Genomic DNA, 17,284 nt, shown 5'->3' on the forward strand with positions numbered 1-17,284 from the left:
AATCTACAGATTAGCTAATTGATTAATTGTAAGGGGTCCACTAGTGGAATATATAATATAAAAGTCGATCCTTCATGTAACAGACTCTTAACCTCCATACTGAGATTATATCCCTCGACAATTTGATGTAAAATAGATAATCCGATTCCTAGTCCGGCTTGCGTGCTTGTCCTGTTGCGTGATTTATCAGATCGGTAGAAACGCTCAAAAATATGTTCAAAATCCTCTTGCGAAATTCCTTCACCTTTATCAGTAACTGTGACAATGGCCTGGTTGGTACTTTGAAGCCGCAAATCAATTGTTATTTCTTTTTCTTTTTGCGAGTACTTAATAGCATTATCAATTAATATCATTAATGCTTGTTCAAAATGATTCTTGTATATTTTGCCCTCTAAATCAAGTTTAGGATTGGTCCAATTGAAAATAAAATCTTCACGTAAAACCTTGAAATTGCCAATGACTGTTTCAATTGAACTTTCTAGATTAGTTATATCATTTTGATGCCCATCAAAACTACCTTGTACCCTAATCATATCAAGCATATCATTGATCATAATAGCCATCCGATCAGCTTCATGAGCCGTCGCATTCAGACTTTCTTCTAAAATCTCACTATCATCTTTACCCCACCGTTGTAAAAGACCGATATGGCCTTTAATGATTGCCACTGGTGTTCGTAACTCATGACTAACATCACTTATAAAGCGAGACTGTAAATTAGTATAGTTTTCAACCTTGTCTAGCATGGTATCAAAAATCGATGACAGCTCTTCAATTTCATCACCTGATTTTATGTTTGATCGCAGAGCTAAATTATTTGGATTTTCAGAGATCATCCGCATCACATCATGTAAATTTTGCAGGGGTTCTAAGAAGTGTCTTGTTGAGAAATATATGATGAAATAAGCCAAACTTGTCCCAAATAATTCAACAAAAAGCAACCATATTAACAGCCGTGCTCGAATAATATAATAGTTTTCTAAGTCTTGAAAGATTTGAACATATCCTAACAAATGGCCAGTTTCTTTTGAATAAACTTTCTGAATTATTGAAAGCCCTCGATATTCATCAGGTAACTGATCTTCAAAAACTTTATTAATGGGACCTTCTAAATTAAACGAATTTTCTTCCTCATCAGTCGTAAAAATCATTCGTTTATCAATGTTATAGATATAAATATCTTGTTTTGAATCTAAAATATTTGTTAAATCTCTACGACTCCGTATTAATTCTTGACCACTATAACTGTCAATCTTTAGATTTTCTTTGCTATTTTGATATAAAACATCTGATAAATTATTAATCGAAAAATTAGAGTTCACCTGTGACAGACGAACTCTAACCATATCAACAGTCTGATTAACAGCCTGTTTTTCTTTTTTCAATAAAAAATAATTTGTTGAATAGTATGCAATCAAAGTAAATGCAGAAAAAATACAGAAAAATAGTACAAAGAATAAATTAGATAAACTTTTTGGTAAAGATTTCTTATACTGACCTGTTTTCCGAATTTTTATTTGCATCTTATTTCTCGCGAATTACATATCCCATTCCACGAACTGTTTGGATGTAAGATTCTCTTCCTGGCATATCAATTTTGCCACGAAGATAACGAATATAAACATCAACTACGTTTGTTTCAACAGCTTCATCATACTTCCATACACTTGATAATAACTCTTCACGAGTCATCACACGGTTCATATTAGTCATCAAAATATTTAATAAATCATATTCACGTTTTGTTAATGAAATTTCTTCATCTCCACGATTAACTGAACGATTTTGAGGATTTAACACTAAATCGCGGTAAACGCCTTGATTTGGCGCTTTCTTCTCAGTTTCGATATCTTGTCGACGGAAGATTGCACGAATACGTGCCAACAATTCTTCAATCGCAAAAGGTTTTACGATATAGTCATCCGCACCACGGTCAAGACCTGCAACAACATCCATGATTGAATCACGCGCAGTCATCATCATGATATAAGTTGTTTTTTCTGTTTGTAAGCGGCGAGTAACTTCAAAACCATCCATCTCAGGAAGCATTAAGTCAAGCAGAATTAAATCAAAATCTTTTTCTAATGCAGTTTCAAGTCCTTCTCTACCGTTTACTTCAACACTAACTTCATAGCCTTCATGTTGTAATTCAAGAGAAACAAATCTTGCTAGATTCTTTTCGTCTTCAACAATTAAAATTTTCTTCGTCATTTACACCAATCCTTAATCTTTTAAGTTCTATTAGATTTTGAACTTAAAAGGACATCTTTTATATTTTTTTCGTCTCTACGACATTGCCATTAAATTTCTGATAAAAAACACCGCTAACTTCTTTCTACGTAAGGTGTTAAGAGAAATTTAAAGAAAGTGATTAGATACTGTATAGAGTATACCAAAGTCAAGTCATTTTTTCAACAGAAAATTACAAAAATCTTAAAGATTCAGTTTTATTCATAATTCACAGGTTTATTCATCAAACAACCCTTGTAAGCTTGCAAATGGGTTAGTTTCTTTTTTCTGATCTGCTTTAAGTTGCAAATATTGTTCTTCTGTTAAAACTTCCCAATTTTGTCCAGTTGGGAAATCTTCAGACGACTTTTCATCTTCTGTTAAAACCTGTAAAGGAATGTTTAATAATATGTTATCAATTACACTTTCTTCCAGATTAATAACCGGTTCATTTAGTACAAGAACAAGATTTTCTTCAACCAAATCCTTCTTATTTGATACTTCAGATTCCTCAATGAACAACTCCTGAATTAATTGATGTTCAGTCAAGCTAACTTCTTTCATTGAACGGCTAGAAGGTAAGATAATTGTATAATCTAAACTATAGTCTAAGATAAACAATCCCTGTTCATAAACAACTGTGCCTTCCGCAAGGACATCCTTGATATCAATAATTTCTGGGTTGCGATCTTTTAAAATTGAACCAATTTCTAAATTGACAGCAAAGTGTTTCGGTTCTTGTCTTTTTTTGAGTTCTGAAACTTGTAACATTGTTTCTCCTAATAAATATCTAATTATTTTTTTACTATTAATTTTAGTCCTTGTCAATAGAATACTAAAAAATAGAATAATCAATAATTAAACACTTGTTAAAAAAATAAAATATTTCAATTTTTTTACATGTGTCTTAATCGATTGATTCTTTCCTCAATTGGTGGATGAGTACTAAATAATGACGAGATTTTTTCTCTATCTCTAGGCTCATTAATATATAAAGCAGCACTGGCATCATCAACAGGATTATCCATGGCTTGTGAATTATCCAATTTTTCTAGAGCTTTAATCATACCTTCCGGATTACGAGTTAGTTCAACTGAACTAGCATCTGCTAAGAATTCTCGTTGCCGAGAAATAGCTAGTTGGACTAAGGTCGCTAAAAGCGGTGCTAGTATGAGTGACAAAATCGAAACAACAAGCATCACTATTCCTAATCCGCTGTTACTGTCGCGGTCATTACTACTTCGACGACCACCACCATACCACATCATTCTCCCACCAATTGACGAGATTAAGGTAATAGCAGAAGCTAATGCAACTGCTATAGTTGAGATTCGTATGTCATAGTTACGGATATGACTTACTTCGTGACCAATAACCCCTTCTAATTCTTCCCGATTCATAATTTGCAATAAACCACTTGTCGCTGCTACTGCAGCGTTTTTAGGGCTGGAGCCAGTTGCAAATGCATTTAAGGAAGGGTCATCAATAATATAAACCTTTGGCATTGGTATCTGTGCAACCATTGCCATATCCTCGACGATATGAAAAAATTCAGGAGCTTGGTCAACTGTTATTTCACGCGCATTATTCATACTCATAACGACGGCAGTTGATTGAAAAATCATACTAAAAGCATAAATTGAACCAATAATCACAGCAATTGCTATTCCTAGCTGATAGTTTTCAAACAACATATAACCTGCCGCGGCACCAATTACTGTCAGGAGGATAAAAAATACAATAACTAAAATGACAGTCCGTCGTTTATTTTGTGAAATTTGTTGATATAACATTTAGCCTCCCTTCTTGAATTCGTAACGAATATTAAAATTCAAAATTAACTTTTGGAACTTCCTTTTCAGCTTCTGGAACTTGTAAAAATTCACTTGGTTTAAAACCAAACATTTTTCCAACAAAACTGCTTGGGAATGTTTCTAATTTTGTATTATAGTTTGCTGTTGTACTGTTGAATAATTGACGTGAATAAGAAATTTTATTTTCAGTATTTGTCAATTCATCCTGTAATTTTAGGAAATTTTGATTTGCTTTTAAATCTGGATAGTTTTCAGCAACGGCAATCAACTGTGTAACTTGTTTAGTTAATTCATTTGATGCCTCCATTGTTTCAGCTGGTGTTGAGGCTTGATTTACTTTAGCACGAAGATTAGTAATTTTTTCAAAGGTTTTTTCTTCATAGTTTGCATAACCTTTTACTGTCTCGATTAAGTTTGGAATTAAATCATTACGACGTTTTAGTTGAACATCAATTTGACTCCAAGCTTCTTTTGTATGCATTCTAGCTTTCACTAAACTATTATATGTTGTCATTAACCATAGGGCTACAAGTCCCACGATGATAAGTATTATTAAAAATGTTGGCATCTGAATTCTCCTTTATTGTTTAATTTTATTATAACAACTTTTATATCATTTTGATACTAATTAGGCAAGAAATGCTATTCTACTTGATTTTTTTATTAATCAATTTGTGGTAAAATGGTAAAAATGAGATATTGAGGATTACCATGACCCCTGAAGAATTTTACCTGGCTCTAGAAAGCCATCAAATCTTTTTGACTGATTATCAAAAAGACCAATTTAAAACCTATCTTGAAACACTTATCGAGTGGAATCAAAAAATTAACTTAACTGCAATTACAGATCTTGATGAAGTCTATTTAAAACACTTTTATGATTCAATTGCTCCAATCTTACAAGGCCATATCACTAATCAGCCGATTAAACTCTTAGATATTGGGGCTGGAGCCGGGTTCCCCAGTATTCCAATGAAAATCATCTGCCCAGAACTTGATGTGACGATTATTGACTCCTTAAATAAACGAATTAATTTCTTGAATTTGTTAGCTGACAAACTTAACTTGACCAATGTTCATTTTTATCATGGCAGAGCAGAAGATTTTGGACAAGATAAAAATTTTCGAGGACAGTTTGACATTGTAACGGCCAGAGCAGTTGCTCGCATGCAAGTCTTATCAGAATTGACTATTCCCTTCTTAAGAATTAAAGGTCAACTGATTGCTTTGAAAGCACAAGCAGCTGATCAAGAATTAAGTGATGCAAAAAAAGCATTAGCTACTCTTTTTTCACAAGTCGACTTAAACCAACATTACCAATTGCCAAATGGTGACTCTAGATATATAACAATTGTAGAGAAGAAAAAAGAAACTCCAAATAAATACCCCCGAAAAGCAGGTTTACCAAACAAAAAACCATTATAACAATTGAAAGACAAAAACTTGACAGTTTCCATGCAGTTTTGTCTTTTTTTTGATATGATAGTTTTGATTGGTAAAGGAGAAATGATGAAAATTACGAAGCCAAGATCATGGTCTATTACACAACGATTAACATTAAGTTTTGCTATTGTTATTTTAGTTGGTAGTATTCTTTTAGCAATGCCTTTTTCACATTATGCTAACAGTCCTGATGTTGCATATATTAATCATCTATTTACAGCAGTGTCAATGGTCTGTGTGACAGGTCTTTCTGTTGTCCCTGTAGCTGACGCCTATAATGGGATTGGACAAACAATCTCCATCTTTTTAATGCAAATTGGTGGTTTGGGACTTGTTACCTTAATTGCAATTAGTACTTTTTTTATCAATAAAAAGTTAGATGTTGCCAATAGTAGTCTGTTACAATCCGCCTTAAACCGAGAAGATAACATAGGTTTGAAAAGCTATCTTTTCTTTGCTTATAAGCTTACATTTTTTATTGAAACTACAGCTGCTTGCATTATAGCTAGCGACTTTGTGCCTCGTTTTGGTTGGAAGAACGGCATTTTTAATAGCATTTTTTTAGCCGTTTCTGCGTTTTGTAATGCGGGATTTGATAATTTTTCATCAAGTAGTTTGAAGGCATTTATTGTTAATCCCACCATAAATTTAGTTATCTGCACCTTAATTATTTCTGGTGGGATTGGCTTTACTGTATGGAATGATATCTATACCATCATTCGTAATACACTTACTGACCGTCCACGCCATTTTAAATCTTTTTTTAGAAAGATCTCACATCACACCCGTCTTGTATTACAAACAACTACAATTATCCTTGTTGCAGGTACACTGATTACTTGGTTTTTAGAAAAAGATAATCCTAAAACAATCGGAAACTATCACTTTCTGCAGCAAATTATGATTTCATTTTTCCAAACTGTAACCATGCGTACTGCCGGTTTTGCTACCATTTCCTATACAGATGCACTTGCCCCAACCAACTTCTTATATATGTTTCAAATGATCATTGGCGGGGCACCAGGCGGTACTGCTGGTGGTATCAAGGTAACAACAGCAGCAATCATTTTTTTACTTTTCAAAGCTGAATTTTCAGGGCTCTCAAAAGTCACCTACCATTTTAGGACTATTTCAACTAAAACGATTAAACAAACAACAACTGTTGCTATTTTCTTCTTCACTGTATTATTTATTGGCTTCTTATTATTAATTTGGGTTGAACCAGAAATAGAGCCAATCGCATTAATGTTTGAGTCAGTTTCTGCAATAGGTACAGTCGGTGTATCAATGGACGTCACACCAAAATTATCATCAATGGGTAAAATCATTATTATGATATTAATGTTTATGGGACGAGTTGGCCCAATAACCTTCCTTCTCAGCTTGATTAAAGGTCATGAAAAGAAAGTAAACTTTGCAGAAGCAAAAATTCTAATTGGATAAGGAGATTATTATGTATAAACGAAAAACCGTTGGAGTACTAGGACTCGGAATATTTGGTCGAACTGTGGCTAGACGCTTAAGTGAATTTGATCAAGATGTCATTGCCATAGATAGCAATGAATTACTGGTTAATCAGGTTGCTGATTTGGTGACAAAAGCTGCCGTTGGCGATATGACAGACCAAGAATTCTTATTAGGCGTGGGTATAGATAACTGTGATACAGTAGTTATCGCCTCAGGAAAGAACTTAGAATCATCCGTTCTGGCCATTATGAACTGTAAAAAATTAGGTGTTCCTGTGATTATTGCTAAAGCAAAAAATAGAGTCTTTGAAGAGGTTCTATTAGGCATTGGGGCTACCAAAGTTATTACACCAGAACGCGACTCTGGTAAGCAATTAGCTTCCAATATAATGAAAAATCATATTGAGAATATCATTTATCTAGAACAGGGGGTATCAATGATCAATTTCCATATACCTAAAAAATGGGTTGGGAAAAGCCTTACAGAACTCGATGTCCGTCAAAATTATGACCTAAATGTTATTGGGGTCCGTCACTTACCAGATAAAAAATTAATTCCCAATGTTGATCCAAACAAATCATTATCAAAAGATACAATCATTGTCGCCATCGCAAATGATAATACCATTGAAAAGTTTGACTACCTAGGCTATTTTAACTAAATCTCTTAGATTTTTGATGAATAGCTCTGCTGTCAGTTAATTCTTACAAACAGAAAATTTAAGACAAGTAAAAAAAAGTTGACTAAGGTCAACTTTTTTTACTTGTGGCTGACACGACGTGTTAAGCTGTCGCCTAAGAATTGAATCAAAAAGATCAGTAATAAAATTAACAAAGTGGCTACCCAGGTAACATCATTGTTAAAACGGTTATAACCATAAGAAATAGCTATATTCCCAAGACCACCAGCACCAATTGCCCCGGCCATCGCCGTTTCACCAACAAGTGAGATAAGGGTCACCGTAGAGACTCTGATTAAGTCTGGTAGGCCTTCAGTTAGGTAAACCATAATAATGTCCCAGAAAGTTGCTCCTGATGCTTGGGCGGCTTCTATAACCCCTTTGTCCAGTTCAGAAAAGACAACTTGAACTTGGCGAGCAAAAAAAGGAAAAGTCGCAAAGGTTAGAGGAACCAAAGCAGCCTTAGCACCCAAGATAGTCCCCATTAATAAATAAGTCAGACTTGCAAGAATAGCAATTAAAATGATGAAGGGAATTGCTCTGAAAATTGAAGTTACTTTGTCCAAAAACCAAGACACTTGTTTATTCTCAATAACCCCACCAGGCCCCATTAGAACTAGCATTAGGCCAAGGAAAAGTCCAATTGTCCCACCTATAATAAAAGGAATAATGGTCATAAATAAGGTATTCCAAATACCCATGCCCCAGCCGGCATCACCTGACCAACCCAATTGAACAACATTAGGTAAATAATTTTGTAAAAGATCAGTCATTTATTCTCCCCTTTTTAAAATTTGAACTTGAACGTCTGCTGCATTGAGTGCTTTCTCAGCAGCTAAGATATTGTCTTGATTGCCTTCCAAGACGAGAATCATTTCACCAACTGGCGTTTGGTCAAGAATTTCAATATTCCCATATAAAATGTTGGCCGTTACCTCAAAGTCACGGTAAATTTGATTGAGAATTGGTTCATCAGTCGAACTACCGACATAATTTAACTGGACCAAGAGTGCATTTTGGGGCAGATTTTGGACGATGTCTTGCTGATTTATTTTCAATAAGGCTTCGTCTATACCAGTTGCTGTTAAGATAAATTCCTGAGTTAAGGCCTCTTTGGGATTAGAAAAAATCTCCAGAACAGTTCCTTCTTCAATCAAATGCCCATTTTGCATAACCGCCACTCGATTACAGATATCTTTGACAATTTGCATCTCGTGGGTAATCATGACAATTGTTAAGCCCAGCTTCTTATTTAAATCCTGTAAGAGACTCAAAATCTGTTTCGTCGTCTTCGGATCCAGTGCTGAAGTTGCTTCATCGGAAATTAAAATTTTCGGATCATTAGCCAAAGCACGTGCAATTGCCACCCTTTGTTTTTGCCCACCTGATAATTGTGATGGGTAATTGTTGGCACGATCAGCCAACCCAACTAATTCCAGTAAGTCCTCAACTTTTTTGTCAATGTCCGTTTTGGCTAAGCCTGAATGACGTAGTGCAAATGCCACATTCTCCTTAGCCGTTTTTTGAGCCATCAAATTAAAGTGTTGGAAGATCATTCCAATCTCACGACGTTTTTCACGCAGGGCTTGAGATGATAATTGGATTTTGCCCTGATCGAAAGTCAGGTCCTTATCAATAGTAATTCTTCCTGCAGTAGGCTTTTGTAAGAGGTTGATCACACGGACCAGTGTTGATTTCCCAGCACCAGAATAACCAACAATCCCATAGATATCACCTTTTTGGATATCAATTGAAACATCTTTAACAGCTTCAATTCTTCGATTCTTTTGTTCAAAAGTAATATCAATATGATCTAGTTGAATCATTGTTTCACTCATAACTTTTAATTAACTCCTCTACCAATATAATATGGGTATAATAATCTGCAATACTAATATTTTCATCTCCAGCATGATCTCGACTATCTTTGCTTCCTAATCCAAAGGAAGCCATAGGTACAGCTAATTCTTCGAAGACTGTATGCATTGGTCCAGTTCCGGCCGATGTTGGCAAAAGGCTTAGCCCTCCTGGATAGTGCTTATCTAAAACAGAAATCAAGTGTTGAATAGCTGGATGACTTAAATCACTGCGGTAGCCTTTTTCCCCAAGCGTATAAGTTAATTCAACATGACCGAAACCATTTTTTTGTAGTTGATGCTGAACTTGTTTAAAGACAACTTTGGGGTCCATGCCAGGCACCAATCTTATTTCTAATTTAGCTTGTGCCTGGGAAGGAATAATCGTTTTGACACCTTGGCCTAAATAGCCAGACCAAATGCCTTGAATCGTTAAGGCAGGCTGAAAATAATAGGTCTTCAGAAATTCTAATCTATCTGATTGTAACATAGGTAATTGTAGGCCGTAAAGGTCTTTGATCTTATCTTCATCTTCTAATGCATATTGTGCAACAAGTTCTAATTCTTTTTGACTTGGTGCTTGAATGGTATCAGTCAAACCATCAATTAATATCTGACCATTATTTCCTCTTAAACTAGTCAAGGCATTAATCAAATACCAAGTAGCAGATTCAATACTGCCACCTAATTTGGAGTGGCTATCCAACTTAGCACTTTTAATCTCTGCATTAAAGGTAACAATTCCTTTATTACCACCAGTTACCTCCAGCTGATTGAGTTCATTACGAATTCCCTGCTCCCATATCAAAAGCTCTGAATCTTGCAATTGTGACTGGTATTTTTTTAGATAATGCTCTAAGTCGACTGATGCTGATTCCTCAGCACCTTCCATCATAAAAATTATGTTAATTGGCAGCGACCCATATTCTGCTAAATACTTTTGAACAGCCGTCAAACGGGCGATAATGTGACCTTTGTCATCATCAACACCTCTTCCATAAATAAAATTATCTCGAATAGTCAATTCAAAAGGATCACTTTGCCATTCTTGATCAGCATCAGCTGGGACAGTATCATAGTGATTATAAAAAATAAGTGTTTTGGCATCCTTCTTAGGACTAGTAAAAGTTGCTAGTACAAAGGGAGCTTTGTAGGTTGTGTCTAAAATAACCTGAGCACCAGCCTTTTGAAATAGTAATTCTAGAAAGGTTGCGACTTCCATAAGTCCTATATCTTGAGCGAATATCGACTTTCTAGCTATTAGGCTCTTTAAATCTTCAAAATATGACTGGGTTAATTGGTCTTGCCAAAAGCGATCAATAATATCATTGTTATTTAAACTTGTCATCACTATCCTCCTATCAAGAAAAGGTTGGGACTTTTGTCATCAACCTTTCAATATCACTTATTTCTGACCATTACCAAACTGTAATATCAACACCATCAGATGTTTTATCAACAACTTTTTTAACCTCATCTGTATGATAAGCTTTGATTAATTTTTTAATAGCTACTGCTTTATCAGATTTCTTCCAATCTTTTTTAGCAGTTAAGATATTAACCCACTGTTTAGTATTTTTATCAACTTTCTCTTTGTAAAGAGATGTCTTGAAGTCAATTTTAGCAGGTACGGCGAAACTATTATTAACAATTGCTGCATCTGCGGATGTTAATGAACGAGCTGTTTGACTAGCATCTAGTTCTTTAATATCTAATTTTTTGCTGTTACTTGTGACATTAGCAATTGTTGCTAATTTTTCACCTGAAACATCTAATTTAATCAAACCAGCAGATTCTAAGAGATAAAGAGCACGTGATTCATTTGTCGCATCATTTGGAATGGCAATTTGTGCCCCATTTGGTAAATCTTTGATACTTGAATACTTAGCTTTACCTTTTTGATTGGTTCCTGAGAATAAATGAATTGGACTAATATAAGTATCGGCAATAGCAACTAAATCACCTTTGTTTTCTTTATTCCAGTTAGACAAGAAATTATAATGTTGGAAAGCATTAATATCTACCTCACCATTATCAACAGCTTTATTAGGTTGATTGTAATCAGTAAACTCTTTATACTTGAGCGTAACATTTTCTTTTTTCAAGAGCTCTTCAATCTTATCCCAACGAGCCTGATCAGATTCAGTCTTTGTCATTACGCCAACTGTAATAGTATTTTTGTCGTTTTTGGGACTGCCACATGCAACTAAAACTGTTGAAAGTAATGCAATACCAGTAATTCCTATAATTTTATGTAATTTCATCTATATTATTCCTCATTTCTTAAGCATGTTATTATTCTACCTTTTTTTGTTATAGTTTTCAAATAGATAAAACATAGTATTTAATATAGTTTAAAACTATATTAAATTTTAAAAAAATGTGAAGACATTGATATCGTCTTCACAATTGAAATTTATTATTATTTTGGTAATTTCATTTGATCTTGCTGAGGTGCATATGATCCACCGAGATATTCTTTTGCTAACTTAGTCAAGGTTCCGTCTTTTTCTAAAGTTTTTAGACGTTTATTAACAAAGCTTTGCAATTCTTCTTGGTCTTGACCAAAAATGAAGTAAATATATGGTTGGTCCTTACTTTCCAAGGGAATTGTTTTTAAATTATCCAAGCCTTGCTCTTTGATAATTGAATTTACAGTTGGGGCATCAAAAATTTTGAAGTCAGCTTTTCCTTGACTTAAGTTACTTAAAATTTGTGTAATATTTTCGTTAGTGTATTTCAAGTTTAAGCTTTTATCGCCTTCTTTTTTCTTGTAGTCTTCTAACTGAGCAGCTGTTGTAGTCCCTTGGACGACTTGAGTTGAATGTCCCTTAATATCAGCATATGATTTAATATTACTATCTTTAGGAACGACTAAAACTGAAGGTGTAGTTCCTGTTGGATAAGAGAAAAGATACTTATTGGCACGTTCTTTGGTATAAGAAATATTGTTGGCACCCATTTGGAATTTGCTAGCATCTAAACCAGTAAAAATAGATGACCATTCTGTTTTCTTAAAGTTAACTTTATAGTCTTCAGAATCTTTAAAAACAGCTTTAGCAACCTCAATATCATAGCCTGTCAATTTCCCATCTTTTTGATAAGAAAAGGGAGCTGTTGTTCCAACTGTCGCAAAGTTCACTTTTTCTTTTTTATCTGAATTAGCATTTTTATCATTAGCACATGCTGCTAATAGACTGACTGTTGCCAAACCCAAAGCACTGACTGCTACTATTTTTTTTAAAGCCATTAAATAATCTCCTTAGTTATAATAGTAGTATTTTAGCATGATTCATTAACTAGCACTAATACCAATAAGGTATCACTGTGATATGCTTTCCTTATCACAACAAAAAAGTGGACAAGCCATTTGGCTCATCCTCTAATAGAGAAGGTTTCATTAAAAATCTGAAACGTTATGGTAAACTTTTTGCACATCATCGTCAGATTCTAGAGCATCTACTAATTTTTCAAATTTTTCTAAGTCTTCACCTTCAAGTGTCACTTCACTTTGTGGAATCATTTCTAATTCGGTCACTTGGAATTCTGAAATACCTGAATCACGAAGGGCTTGAATTCCTTTATGTAAATCAGTTGGTGCAGTGTAGACTGTAATTGTTCCTTCTTCTGCTTCAACATCATCTACTTCAACATCAGCTTCTAAAAGCAATTCGAAGATAGCATCTGCGTCGTCACCAGCAAAAACAATGACCCCTTTTTTGTCAAACATATAGGCAACAGATCCTGAAGCACCCATGTTACCACCATTTTTACCGTAGGCAGTACGAACATTAGCAGCCGTTCTGTTTACATTTGATGTCAAAGTATCAACGATAATCATTGAACCATTAGGACCGAAGCCTTCATAACGGCCTTCAACGAAGGTCTCATCTGTGTTACCTTTAGCTTTATCAATAGCTTTATCGATAACGTGTTTTGGCACTTGGGCCTGTTTCGCACGATCGATAACGAATTTAAGAGCAGAGTTTGATTCTGGATCTGGGTCTCCTTGCTTAGCAGCAACATAGATTTCTACGCCAAACTTAGCATAAACTTTTGAAGTAGCTCCGTCTTTAGCAGTTTTTTTGGCAACAATATTGGCCCATTTACGTCCCATTGGATTCTCCTCGTTATAAGTGTATTTTTTTAAAGCTCTCTTTTTTGTAAATAGCAGAGCTGTCTCATTAACTCTATTATTATAGCACTTTGAGGGCAATTGGTAAAATGGAAAATAAGGAGCCAGTGGCTAAAAAATTCATTAGCGATTTTTCAAGAAGTCTTGCAAAGAAGTTGCCGGTCTCCCCAAGACCTTTTCAATGTCATTAGAGACTAAAGACAATTCATCTTTGGCAATTGCGGTATAGGTTGAGACCCAGGCATCATACTGCCAGTCTTCAACTGGCCACTGCTTACGCCACTCATAAGCTTCTTCAAGCCCTTCATCATAATAAGTGACTTCTTTACCTAAATACTGAGTCAATAAGGCAGCTATCTCCTCTAGGGATAGGGCTTGCGGTCCCGTTAAGTTCAAGCTCTGATTTTCCCATTTTGCGGGTTCTTGGAGGATTCTTAAAGCAACTGCTGCCACATCTGAACGAAGTAGGGCAGAGACTTTTCCTTGCCCTGCTGGGCCTCTTAATAAGCTAGCCTGCTCAGCTATTTCCAAAAACATATCCTGATAAAAATTATCCCGCAAAAAAGTGTAGCTAAAGCCCAATTCTTTGATGTAACCCTCCGTCCAAGCATGATCACGAGCCAAGGTGAAGGTTGCATCAGGCCTTGCATTCATGAAGGAAGTGTAAATAATATGCTTGACACCAGCTTTTTGGGCAGCACGCAAAAGGGCTTTATGCTCCTCAAGTCGTGATAAACTCTCACGAGCCGAAACCATGAATAATACCTCAATCCCAGTCAGAGACTTGATTGTTTGATCTGACTCATCATAGAAAGACTGAACAAGCTCCGCATTAGCATATGTTTGTGCCTTTTCTGGCCTTCTAGCCAAATGACGGCTTTCTATCCCTAATTGATTTAATTCAGAAGCTAAGTAGCCACCGAGCTTTCCAGTTACACCTGTTATCGCAATTGTCGTCATAGCAATCTCCTTTTTCCAAGATATTATATCATGGAATGAATAATGCCTTTAGAATTTAGTTTAAGGAATAGATTCTCAACTAGTCCATACTTTATGATTCGAAAAAAATATAGAAAAATTCAATTAACTTTTTATTTTTGACAATAAATAGCAATAGCCTCTGACGCAAAATCAGCTGTCCCAGGGCCACCCATTTGGTCAATATTCTCCTTAAAGCGTAGGTCGCCAACGTACATTTGACCTAAGCCAGCTAGTATCTCATTTGTACAAGTATAAAAATGATTTGTGATATAGTCTTGCAATCTTTTAACCTGAGTTTGTACCGTTTCGTGGTCTGCACCCAAGTCTTTCAAGGCCCCAAATTGTCCAAAAATGGCTGCCATTTCTTGGCTGACTGCCTGATAATCTACTTTGTCTTTTTTTCCTTCATATTCAGCATAAGCTTGAGTTGAACCCCAGCGTTCCTTAACCTCTGTTTGATACTCTTCATACTCTTTGTCTTTAAAAGCGTCAAATGTCATTGTTGCTACTCCTTTTTCTAAATCTCTAGCAAAAGCCAATAATTCTTTTAGCTTTGCCTCTTTCATTTCCAATAATTTTATGTGATCTTTAAGTGCCTGCTGACGATCATAAGACCTGTGATTGAGGATTTGGTCTATGGCCTTTAAAGGAAATTCTAATTCTCTGAAAAGTAAAATTTCTTGTAATCTTTGCAAATTGTCATCATCATAATAACGATAGCCATTTTCCTTTATGACTGCTGGCTTTAATAAGCCAATTTTATCATAGTGATGCAGGGTTCGAATGGTAATCCCTGTTAATTGACTGACTTCTTTAACAGTCTTCATACTGTCCTCCTTTCTCATCTTTGCTAGCTTAAGACTAGTATAAACCATTACCTTAGGTTAGGGTCAAGCAGAAAATAAAAAAACTTGGCTAAACCAAGTTAATTTTTTAAAATCCTAATGGGGCTTCGCCCGAAAGTTTGTTCTGGCAGATCAGGATGGCCTATTCGATAGACCAAATCAGCCTGCTGTGTTGGTTTATCCCAAGGATCGGCACCGATTTTACTGATTAAATGGACTGATTTTTTCAAACTCTTTAAATGAGCTTGGCCATTTTCCGTAAAACCTAAAAGATGGATTCCTTGCGGCAAAGGCGCTTCCTGAGCATTAACTAAGATGTAGGTCAAGAGCCGGCGAACCCGCGCTTTGGTGTAGCGTTTGGTCGCCACTTGCTCCACTAGGTCTTCCAAGTTCGCTGCGCTCGCAATGGCCGAGCTGATGCGACTGGCCAATTCCTGGTTAACCTGCGGAATCTGGGTCAAATCGGAATGCGTTAAGAGCTGATACCTTAAAAGAGGGTAATAGTTGTCCCAAGTCAAGTGCGGTGCGGATAGAATCAACTCCGTGCTGGGCGTTGCCTGTTTTAAAAATACTGGGTCTGAAATGTGTTTGCGGATGGCCGTTGCGGAGGCCATGAGCTGATTTTTATCTTGGGAATGGTATGCGGCGCCCTGCCTTGTGATGGGCTGTAGTCGTAAATTTTTCCCCGCGCTAGCCTTTGCGTAAGCCAAAGCCAAAATGTGATTTGGGGTATTACCAGAAAAATCAATTCCGGTAAACTTTTCCCACATTAGTTGGGTTTTCTGAGGGTAAGAGAGGGAATCATCTAGCGTCGCTAGAAAAGCTGTCATCTGCTCAGATTTTTCCTCATAAACCCTAGCAATCTCACTATAATCCAGGTTTTCTTCTGTGCCGAAAGCCAAAGTATCTACACCCATCTTAGTAAGAATGTCGACAGCTCCCTGAGCAAAATAATCAGCCGACTGAACAGCCACTTGAAAAGGGAGCTCAACAACAATGTCTGCACCATTTTCCAGTGCCATTTGAGCCCGAGTCCACTTATCAACAATAGCCGGCTCACCACGCTGGACGAAATTGCCCGACATGGCCACAATTTTCAGGCCCTCAGCCTGCTCAAGCAGGTACTTATGGCCATAATGGAAAGGATTAAATTCAGCAACAATGCCTGTAATAGCCATAGAACCTCCTTGGTTAATTAATGTTTGGATAGAGACGTCGAACTTCTCCTATCATTTGTTCATAATCATTTTGTTCTAGAGTAAACGAAACTTCCTCACTTGGTAGTTCAGGAAATTCATTTATGAAATGTAATTTAGCTAAGACTGAATCAGTAAATAAAGAAACAGCCATAGAACTACCTATTGCAGTTATCAGATTTCTATCAATGGTACAAAGTCTAGGTAAATAGTTACTTTCTTTCAACCAAGTAAAACTATTAAAATAGTTACGATAGATTCCACCTGTAAATTTATAAGTATCTAATAACCCTGCTTTTGCAAGTAGTAATGGAGAGGATGAAATAGAAGCTACAACTGTATCTTCTAAGCTAATTTTTGAAAGCGTATTGATTAAATTAACATCATTTACAGCAAAAAAAGGGTCCATTGTGCCAGTTAGAAGAATTAGTTCATATGTTGTTAAGTCAATCTCATCAATTGAATAATGAGGCATTACTTGGAAACCATCTTCACTTTTATGCAGTTTTTTCTGACTAGCAATAATATCAACTTTTTCATTATATTGAAGTGCTAATGATGCTGTTAATGGAGTAATTTCATATAAGGAAAATTCTGGATAAATTAGTAAAGCAATTTTCATAAAATCTCCTCATTCAA

Annotated in this window: 18 protein-coding genes; 3 read left to right on the forward strand and 15 right to left on the reverse strand. The window is 35.7% G+C overall.

Translation table 11 applies throughout. The features are described from left to right. Window positions 1–14: 14 nt before the first annotated feature. The 5 genes from SPB_RS07570 to SPB_RS07590 form a co-directional block, all read right to left on the reverse strand. Complete coding sequence (locus tag SPB_RS07570) at window positions 15–1,523, reverse strand: HAMP domain-containing sensor histidine kinase (protein ID WP_003104114.1); 1,509 nt, start codon at window positions 1,521–1,523, stop codon at window positions 15–17. Window position 1,524: 1 nt separating this feature from the next. Then, window positions 1,525–2,211 carry a two-component system response regulator CovR/CsrR gene (gene covR, locus SPB_RS07575; protein ID WP_003104116.1) on the reverse strand — a complete coding sequence of 229 codons (687 nt, stop codon included), beginning with the start codon at window positions 2,209–2,211 and terminating at the stop codon, window positions 1,525–1,527. Window positions 2,212–2,466: 255 nt separating this feature from the next. Continuing rightward, window positions 2,467–3,000 carry a YceD family protein gene (locus SPB_RS07580; protein ID WP_003102943.1) on the reverse strand — a complete coding sequence of 178 codons (534 nt, stop codon included), beginning with the start codon at window positions 2,998–3,000 and terminating at the stop codon, window positions 2,467–2,469. A 125-nt stretch (window positions 3,001–3,125) separates the two neighbouring features. Beyond that, window positions 3,126–4,022, reverse strand: coding sequence for a zinc metalloprotease HtpX (gene htpX, locus SPB_RS07585; protein WP_003106015.1), 897 nt, complete (start codon window positions 4,020–4,022; stop codon window positions 3,126–3,128). Window positions 4,023–4,053: 31 nt separating this feature from the next. Continuing rightward, window positions 4,054–4,611: a LemA family protein gene (locus tag SPB_RS07590; RefSeq protein ID WP_003103300.1), complete on the reverse strand. Its 558-nt coding sequence runs from the start codon at window positions 4,609–4,611 to the stop codon at window positions 4,054–4,056. Between the two features lie 143 nt (window positions 4,612–4,754). Here SPB_RS07590 and rsmG point away from each other — a divergent pair, with 143 nt between their 5' ends. The 3 genes from rsmG to ktrA all read left to right on the forward strand — a co-directional run bounded on the left by rsmG (window position 4,755) and on the right by ktrA (window position 7,614). Beyond that, window positions 4,755–5,468, forward strand: coding sequence for a 16S rRNA (guanine(527)-N(7))-methyltransferase RsmG (gene rsmG, locus SPB_RS07595; RefSeq protein ID WP_003104507.1), 714 nt, complete (start codon window positions 4,755–4,757; stop codon window positions 5,466–5,468). 84 nt (window positions 5,469–5,552) lie between these two features. Beyond that, the gene (locus SPB_RS07600) at window positions 5,553–6,929 is read left to right on the forward strand and encodes a TrkH family potassium uptake protein (RefSeq protein WP_003103871.1); all 1,377 of its coding nucleotides are present in this window, start codon (window positions 5,553–5,555) and stop codon (window positions 6,927–6,929) included. Window positions 6,930–6,939: 10 nt separating this feature from the next. Further along, window positions 6,940–7,614: a potassium uptake transporter gating subunit KtrA gene (ktrA, locus tag SPB_RS07605; RefSeq protein WP_003105783.1), complete on the forward strand. Its 675-nt coding sequence runs from the start codon at window positions 6,940–6,942 to the stop codon at window positions 7,612–7,614. Between the two features lie 98 nt (window positions 7,615–7,712). Here ktrA and SPB_RS07610 read toward each other — a convergent pair whose 3' ends face one another. The 10 genes from SPB_RS07610 to SPB_RS07655 form a co-directional block, all read right to left on the reverse strand. After that, window positions 7,713–8,405 carry a methionine ABC transporter permease gene (locus SPB_RS07610; protein WP_003105022.1) on the reverse strand — a complete coding sequence of 231 codons (693 nt, stop codon included), beginning with the start codon at window positions 8,403–8,405 and terminating at the stop codon, window positions 7,713–7,715. Further along, window positions 8,406–9,470, reverse strand: coding sequence for a methionine ABC transporter ATP-binding protein (locus SPB_RS07615; protein WP_003105013.1), 1,065 nt, complete (start codon window positions 9,468–9,470; stop codon window positions 8,406–8,408). Then, window positions 9,463–10,836 (reverse strand): M20/M25/M40 family metallo-hydrolase, encoded by a 1,374-nt coding sequence (locus tag SPB_RS07620; protein WP_003104141.1) that lies wholly within the window; start codon window positions 10,834–10,836, stop codon window positions 9,463–9,465. The genes SPB_RS07615 and SPB_RS07620 overlap by 8 nt, the downstream gene beginning before the upstream one ends. A gap of 70 nt (window positions 10,837–10,906) precedes the next feature. After that, window positions 10,907–11,752 (reverse strand): MetQ/NlpA family ABC transporter substrate-binding protein, encoded by an 846-nt coding sequence (locus SPB_RS07625; protein ID WP_003103284.1) that lies wholly within the window; start codon window positions 11,750–11,752, stop codon window positions 10,907–10,909. Between the two features lie 158 nt (window positions 11,753–11,910). After that, the gene (locus tag SPB_RS07630; protein ID WP_003105553.1) at window positions 11,911–12,738 is read right to left on the reverse strand and encodes an amino acid ABC transporter substrate-binding protein; all 828 of its coding nucleotides are present in this window, start codon (window positions 12,736–12,738) and stop codon (window positions 11,911–11,913) included. Window positions 12,739–12,888: 150 nt separating this feature from the next. Further along, on the reverse strand, window positions 12,889–13,605 hold the full coding sequence (locus SPB_RS07635) for a YebC/PmpR family DNA-binding transcriptional regulator (RefSeq protein ID WP_003102947.1): 717 nt from the start codon (window positions 13,603–13,605) through the stop codon (window positions 12,889–12,891). Window positions 13,606–13,746: 141 nt separating this feature from the next. Then, window positions 13,747–14,583, reverse strand: a complete 837-nt coding sequence (locus SPB_RS07640; protein WP_003105730.1) for an SDR family oxidoreductase — start codon at window positions 14,581–14,583, stop codon at window positions 13,747–13,749. Window positions 14,584–14,714: 131 nt separating this feature from the next. After that, window positions 14,715–15,431: a MerR family transcriptional regulator gene (locus tag SPB_RS07645; protein WP_003106051.1), complete on the reverse strand. Its 717-nt coding sequence runs from the start codon at window positions 15,429–15,431 to the stop codon at window positions 14,715–14,717. A gap of 98 nt (window positions 15,432–15,529) precedes the next feature. Next, the gene (locus SPB_RS07650) at window positions 15,530–16,627 is read right to left on the reverse strand and encodes a nucleotidyltransferase (RefSeq protein WP_003102861.1); all 1,098 of its coding nucleotides are present in this window, start codon (window positions 16,625–16,627) and stop codon (window positions 15,530–15,532) included. 13 nt (window positions 16,628–16,640) lie between these two features. Further along, window positions 16,641–17,267 (reverse strand): DJ-1/PfpI family protein, encoded by a 627-nt coding sequence (locus tag SPB_RS07655; protein ID WP_003103520.1) that lies wholly within the window; start codon window positions 17,265–17,267, stop codon window positions 16,641–16,643. Between the last annotated feature and the right edge of the window lie 17 nt (window positions 17,268–17,284).

The organism is Streptococcus parauberis NCFD 2020 (genome assembly GCF_000187935.1).
In the GTDB taxonomy this organism is placed as follows: domain Bacteria; phylum Bacillota; class Bacilli; order Lactobacillales; family Streptococcaceae; genus Streptococcus; species Streptococcus parauberis.